This is a genomic window from Clostridium sp. AF19-22AC (genome assembly GCF_003479085.1).
GTDB lineage: Bacteria > Bacillota > Clostridia > Lachnospirales > Lachnospiraceae > Faecalicatena_A > Faecalicatena_A orotica.
Genome location: NZ_QUGN01000049.1, coordinates 1 through 7,248, shown reverse-complemented (window position 1 = coordinate 7,248; position 7,248 = coordinate 1). Strand labels below are relative to the sequence as shown.

Annotated in this window: 5 protein-coding genes; all 5 read right to left on the bottom strand. The window is 44.3% G+C overall.

The window, feature by feature from the left end; genetic code table 11:
- Positions 1-39 precede the first annotated feature (39 nt).
- Complete coding sequence (locus DWX43_RS26610) at positions 40-1,794, bottom strand: HlyD family efflux transporter periplasmic adaptor subunit (protein WP_182440826.1); 1,755 nt, start codon at positions 1,792-1,794, stop codon at positions 40-42.
- A gap of 122 nt (positions 1,795-1,916) precedes the next feature.
- On the bottom strand, positions 1,917-3,134 hold the full coding sequence (locus DWX43_RS26605) for a HAMP domain-containing sensor histidine kinase (RefSeq protein WP_118623076.1): 1,218 nt from the start codon (positions 3,132-3,134) through the stop codon (positions 1,917-1,919).
- Positions 3,127-3,810, bottom strand: coding sequence for a response regulator transcription factor (locus DWX43_RS26600; RefSeq protein WP_118623074.1), 684 nt, complete (start codon positions 3,808-3,810; stop codon positions 3,127-3,129). The genes DWX43_RS26605 and DWX43_RS26600 overlap by 8 nt, the downstream gene beginning before the upstream one ends.
- Positions 3,811-3,973: 163 nt before the next feature.
- Complete coding sequence (locus tag DWX43_RS26595) at positions 3,974-5,368, bottom strand: glycoside-pentoside-hexuronide (GPH):cation symporter (protein WP_109732395.1); 1,395 nt, start codon at positions 5,366-5,368, stop codon at positions 3,974-3,976.
- Between the two features lie 15 nt (positions 5,369-5,383).
- Entirely contained in the window at positions 5,384-7,201 is a 1,818-nt protein-coding gene (gene uidA, locus DWX43_RS26590; protein ID WP_118623072.1) for a beta-glucuronidase, read from the bottom strand.
- Positions 7,202-7,248: the final 47 nt, after the last annotated feature.

The following is a 7,248-nucleotide window of genomic DNA, read 5'->3' as shown; positions in this document are numbered from 1 at the left end:
GCAATTTTTTCATTTAACTATTGACATTTATTAGCTGGACTACATATCTGACATAACGCCGGCCGGAACATCCACATTCCCCGGACTGCTGTCAGCCATCGCCTCGAAATAAACAGCCGTACCTTCTTTGATGCCTTTTATGATTTCTATATAGACTCCGTCTGTCATACCTGTTGTCACTTCTTTTTTTCCGGTCAGTTCTCCTGTCTTTTTATCAGTCCCGGTATAAACATAAGACTTTCCGCCTTCCTCAAACACTGCGGATGCAGGCACCGCAGTCACTTTTTTTTTCTCCTCCACGACAACCGAAGCTGCCACATTCATTCCGGAAAGCATTTTATCATTCTTAGCCGCCGTAATTTCTGCTTTGTACTTTGTTACACCACTGTTTGCAGTTCCGACTTTGTTAATATGGGTGATTTTACCTTCAAATACTTCACCAGGAAGTGCGTTTAAAGTAATGACTGCTTTCTGCCCCATTGATACGGAAAGAATATCCATCTCATCGATCTGGATACTTACCTTCATTTTATCTCCTGAGGAAATTGTAAACACATCTGCCAGTTCTGTATTCACACTTTTTTCATCCCCGGAACCTGAGCCCCCGGCACTTCCGCCTCCAAAAGAAGCCCCCGCTGAGAATCCGCCGCCCGAAAACCCATCCTCTGCTTCTCCAGCTTCCTGCGGTGTATTCTTATCGCCTTCATCGGAAGGTTTCTGCTGTTCACCCGGATCATCTTCGTTCTTATCCCCCGCTGACGGGTCTGAAGGTTCTTCTGCCGGTCCATTTGCTTCTGTTGCCGGGAAGACTGCTGTAAAGGCAATTGCATGAACAGCATCGTCTCCGGCATATTCTACATCAGAGATAGCTGCTCCCTCGATTTTTGGTTCAGCACCCTTTTCAAAGACAAAACCGGGCTTTGCAGTCAATGTAATTCTGGCTGCATATACTGTCTTTTCCTCAAATTTGTCTGCCACATGGTTCCACTCGATTTTCCCCGTATAGCCATCTGTCTCCTCGATTTCCCTGAGCTGCGGTTCCCCTGTTACTGGTGCTTTCAGTTTCAAATCCGGAAACGGCATCGTTACAGGTTCTTTGTTTTCACTTTCACCCGCCTCAGTCAGGTTAACCAGTGATATATCCGACAGGTTCCCCCCTGCACTCTGGTTCTGGGGTGTACCTGAACTGTTTCCTGAGGAAGGATTCTGCTGTCCCGGAGTACTGCCTGATCCCCCGTTCTGGGAAGAAGACTTATTCACCTCACCGGCCGCGCCGTTCACAGCTGTAACCGTGCCATTTGCAGCCGCCGTGATACTGTTTGACTGTGATATCTGGTTCAGGATATTGATTTTCTCTTCCAGATTCTTTTTGTCATTTGCCAGATTATAATATGCCGATGTTTTATTATTTGTCTGCCTGAGTTTCTTATCTGTCTCTGCCAGTTTTTCTTTTGCCTCAAGAAGACTGGCAGTTACCGTACCGCCATCCGTAAGTGCCAGCACATCCCCCGCCTTTACTTCATCTCCGACCTTTACCTTGATTTCTGTAATACGGATTCCCGTCGGGACCTTCACATCAGCGCTGTTTTCAGGCTCCAGAACGCCCGTACCCTGTATGCTCTTACTGAGATCCATCTTCCGTGCCTCTGACGGTACGATGTCCACCGATCCATCATTTGACTTTCCTCCTGCAAACACGGTCCAGCCGGTCACGGCCAGAACCAGAATTCCGGCCACGCATCCGCCGGCCATCCATTTCTTATTCTTTTTTATATTGAAATTTTTGATGCCCATATCCTTCAACTCCTTTATCTTCATGTTATTTCATTTGTCTGGCTTATGATATAACAGTTTTATTGAAGAAATATTGAAACATCATTTAATTTTTTTATTCTTTCCCGGCACACGGACAGATATTATCTGTAAACAGGCAGAAATATTGTAAATACAGTCTGCCCATTTTCACTGAATACTTCAATTCTGCCCTTATGCCGTCCGGCGATTCCTGATGCAATCGGCAGTCCCAGCCCATATCTGTTTTCTGCCCGGTTTCTTCCTTTGTCGATCCGGTAGAATCTCTGGAATATTTTTTTCTGTTCTTCTTTCGGAATCTCCAGCCCGGTATTGGATATAGATACGGAGGCCCATTTCCCTTTTTTACCCAGTTTTGCCCTGATCTCCCCATGTTCACTGACATGTGCAAACGCATTATCCAAAAGAATAATCACGGCCTGTTTTAAATGTTCTTCTTCACCCTTAATGAAAACATCCTCCTGTATATCAATCCAGAATTCAATTTCTTTTTCAAAAGCGATGCTTTCAAATGGTAGAAGGGCCCCTGTCACAATTCTGCTCAGATTTACTTTCTCCTTTGTCTCCGGTAAAGACGTGTTCTCTACTTTAGCAAGTGTCAGCAATTCTTTCAGAAGTTTTCCCATCCTTACATTTTCCTCAAGAATATAATCAAGCCATTTATTCCCGCCAATCTCGCCTTTCAGACGCTGTGCGTTAGCACCAATTACAGCAAGCGGTGTTTTTAGTTCATGGCTTGCATCAGATATAAACTGTTTTTGCTGTTCGAATGCCCTTGCCGCTGGCTTTACAAGCCATCTTGCTATGAGCAGGGAACAGATTATGATCACTGCAAATCCCACTACACCGCTGATTAAGATGATTGCTGCCTGCTGTTCATAATATATGATAGTATCTGCATCATTCATCATCACCAGAACATTGTCTTTATGCAGATACCAGTTCCTTTTATAGATCCCCTCGCTCTTATCCAGATTCAATATCTTTTGTGCCGTCCCGAGCACTTTCTCATCGTCCTGCATAACCCCTGAGCTTTTCTGGGTTACTGTAAGACCGCCGTCCTCACCCGCCTGAAATACCCATATCGGCAGGTACCAGTCATCTGCCATATAATCCTCGCGGGTCCCCTCTATACTCTCACTTCTGTTTCCTCCCGCATCCACATTGATATATCCGTCGGCGATCTGCTCCATAAGCTGCTTCTGGTATTCCGCATAATAATAGTAATTACTGATATAAAAAAACAACTGTAATCCCAGCATGATCAGCATTAGGATTCCGGCCAGTGTAAATGCAATTCGTTTTTGCAGTTTTTTAATCATCCGCCATCTCCAATCTGTATCCGATCCCTCTTATGGACTTAATTCTTACGTTAGACGCAATAAACTTCAGCTTCCTTCTTGTAAACGAAATATATACTTCCACATTATTATACTCAGCCTCGGAATCATACCCCCACAGCTTTTCTGCAATCTGTTCCCTCGTTACAATCTGGCGTTTATTTTTAATCATAAATTCCAGAATCTGATACTCTTTTTTCCCAAGCTGTACCTCCACGCCCGTCTGCCGGTTACAAAGGATACAGGTGCGGATATCCAGTGAAATGTCCCCGAAACCGATCTCTTTCGTCTCTACTTTCCCCTGCCTTCTCGTGATTACCCTTACACGTGCAAAGAGCTCTTCCATCTCAAATGGTTTCGTTAAGTAATCATCCGCTCCCAGATCCAGCCCTTTCAGCTTATCCCCGAGTTCAGATCTTGCCGTCAGCATGAGGACGGGGGTGCTCACACCTTGTGACCTCCATTTTGACAGAATATCATAACCGTCCATTTCCGGAAGCATACCGTCCAGAATAATGACATCATAAATATCCGACATCCCCATATAATAGCCGTCCATGCCGTTATCCGCCGTATCTGCATCAAAATTTGCATCTTCAAACTCGGCTTTCAGGACATCGGCAAGTCCGGCCTCATCTTCTATAATCAGAACACGCATGTCTACGCCCTCCCGTATCTTTTTTACTATCTTAACACAGTACCTGAAAAAGAACACTATTTTATGTTTCCACACAGAAAAAACGATATACTTTCCCACCGGAAAATATACCGTTTCTTGCTGCGATTATAACATTTTTATATTTTTAGTATAAGTGGCAGATTTATGCTTCTCTTCTTGCCTTCAATGCTGCAACATTCGCTTCTACTCTCTTCTTATTCAGAGGATAGAGGAAGATCAGGCAGAGTCCCACTCCGATATAGAGTATGCCAGGGATCAGCGTTGCTATATTGTAGATTCCATTTGCAACTGCCTGTGTCTGCACCTGTACACTTGAATCATAACCTACCATGCCCAGTGCGAAACCACCGAGTCCGCCTGCAAGAGCCTGCCCGATTTTTCTGGCAAAGCTGTATACTGCATAAATTGTACCGTCTTCCCTCTTATATGTCTTTACTTCCTGATCATCAATAACGTCTGTGATGAATGCCCAAATAATCAGGTTGAAGATACCAAATCCAAAATATCCGATTACGTTGATTGCAATGTAAACTACTGCAGAATCTGTATGGATGAAGAATAAAGCAAGACATGCCAGTCCGCCGATGATACATCCAGTTGCACCAACTTCTTTTTTACCAAATTTCCTAGTGATTGGCACTGCAAATGGCGCAAGCAGCAGTGTTGGCACGATTCCGCACATACTCATAACAGATAACGCATTCTTGTTTTTAAAGTAATCAACAAATACATACTGGTTAACAGACTGTGTCATAAGGGAAGCCAGAAGCAGTAAGATTGCCGCTGCTATAATTCCTAAAAGTGCACGGTTTGTAACGAGAGTTTTTACTGTCTGGAGGAAACTTACTTTCTCAGCATTCGGGTCAGGTTCAATCTGAACACGCTCTGTAGTCAGGAAGTAGCAAAGAAGGTAACATACAACTGCAAGAATGGAAAATACACCTGCGATCATTGTAAATCTTCCGCCTTCCACGATCTGGTTTCCGGCAGCATCTGTCGTATATACGAGCAGAGGAGCGCCGACACCGATTACAAGGCCTGCGAGAGTTGCTCCCACACTTCTGAATGTGGAAAGTGATGATCTGTGGTCAGCATCTGAACTGATAACAGAAGCCATTGAGCCGTAAGGGATATTAATAGAGGTATAAAAAATGCTTCCCCACAGGATGTATGTTACAAACATGTAAATAATCTTGACTGTCATAGATGCGCCTGCCAGTCCTGACTGGTACATCAGGAAACTTGCGATTGCAACCGGTCCGCACATTCTGCGGATCCACGGACGGAATCTTCCGTCTTTTGCTGGTTTCATTTTATCTACGATACGTCCCATTGTAACGTCAGTGAACGCATCGACACACCGTGCGACAAGGAATAACACACCAACCATACTTGCGCTGATTCCCAGCACCTTTGTATAGAATACCATCAAAAATGAACTTGCAAAGATGAATGTAAAGTCGTTACCAAAGTCACCGAACATATATCCGATCTTATCTTTTATCCCAAATGGGCGTACATTACTATTGTTTTTCATAATTTTCCTCCTCTACTATCCCTTAAAATCTACCGGGAGACTTTCCCAGCGCTGTTTCAGTTTATAGGCTACATCCTTCGGCTGTCTCTGTCTCGTAAAGATCCCTTTCTTATTACCATTGACGCGCATGATTCCCTCTGTCGTCTGGAAGTCGGCAAAATTCCAAACCTGTTCTCCTTTTACGAAATCAAAGGAATCGAATACATCATGGGTCATTTTCAGATATTCTTCCTGATATTCCTGACTCCACATAACGGATGGAAGCTTGTGCTCAGAAGCAAGTGTATCTGCACCATATTCCGTGAAGATGAATGGTTTGTTCACATTCATGGCTTTCCAGCCTTCCAGTTCTTTGATCAGCATTTCTCTTGCATCCATCATCTCGTGGCCGCCCTTTACATACCATCCATAGTATCTGTTGAGTGCCATGATATCGCTGAACTGGTGGCATTTACATGTTCCGGGCACTGCATTCATGACCAGTGCGAATGTGCGCGGACGCTTCTGTACATCCAGTTCGTGAGCCTTGTCGAAGACTTCTTTGAAATACGGCACAGCGGCATCACTCGTCGATTCCGGTTCATTCAGAAGGCTCCATGCTATAACGCTTGGATGATTCTTGTCTCTTGCGATCATCTCTTCTAACGCATGTAAATGACTCTTGAGAAGTTCAGGCGTTGTCTCTTTCTCAAAGAATGCCGTCTGCTTTCCCGTGCTCGCTTCCATAAAATTCATCAGGCTTTCAAACAATCCGACCGCCGGAACCTCGTCGATAATCAGGAATCCTTCCCTGTCTGCCATCTGATAGATTTCCTCACTGTACGGGTAATGGGATGTTCGGAATGAATTCGCGCCAATCCATTTCATCAGCTCAAAATCACGCTTCATTACTCCAATGTTAAATCCGCGCCCTATAATGTCGCTGTCCTCATGCTTACCGAACCCTTTGAGGTAGACCGGCTTCCCGTTCAGAAGGATGCTGGTATCTTTCACTTCTACCGTGCGGATACCAATTTCCTGCCTGTATTCATCGATCACCTCCGCACCGTCTGTAATCTGCACCATCATGCTGTAAAGATAGGCATTGTGCACTTCCCAAAGATGTGCATTCTTTACATCCAGAACGCCCTCTTTTCCCTGGGCGGATGCCGCCACATTTCCTTCTGCATCACACAGTGTAACCAGAACGGTATGTTCTCCTGTCGTGTCTATCCTGTAGGATACCTTTGCATCTTCACCACAGAGTTCATAATCTGTTGTAATATCAAAGATGTATTCCTGCGGAACCGCTGTCAGATATACACTCCTCTGAAGTCCTGAATAATTAAAGAAATCAAAATATGGCTTTGCCATTTTCTTCCCATTACTTAAGGTAATGGTTGTTCCACAGGGGATATTTGTAACAGACAGTTCATTGTTTACCTTTACAACCAGTTTGTTCTGTGCATTGTAGCGTACCACGTCCGTAACATCCGCAGAAAATGGAAGAAATCCACCCAGATGTTCTGTAACCTTCACACCGTTCACAAAAACTTCAGCCCTGTGGGTAGCACAGCCAAATCTTACAAAAACTTTTTTCCCTTCCCATTCTCCCGGGATAAACATATCCTTTTCATACCAAAAGTCTCCCGCATATTCGCGGATATCCTTTTCTGTATAAAAATCCTGAAAACTGGCCGGTACGGGAATGCTGTCCGGGCTGGGAAGACCTTCCGTCCATCCTGAAGCAATTCCCTCCTCTTTCTCATCCAGCTGAAAGTTCCACATTCCATCCATAGAAACTGCTCTTCTGGATACCGTTGACTCTGGGTACAGCATTGAATAATCTAACATTGTATTCCCTCCTAGTATAATAATGATGTAGTCAATCAAGACTACTT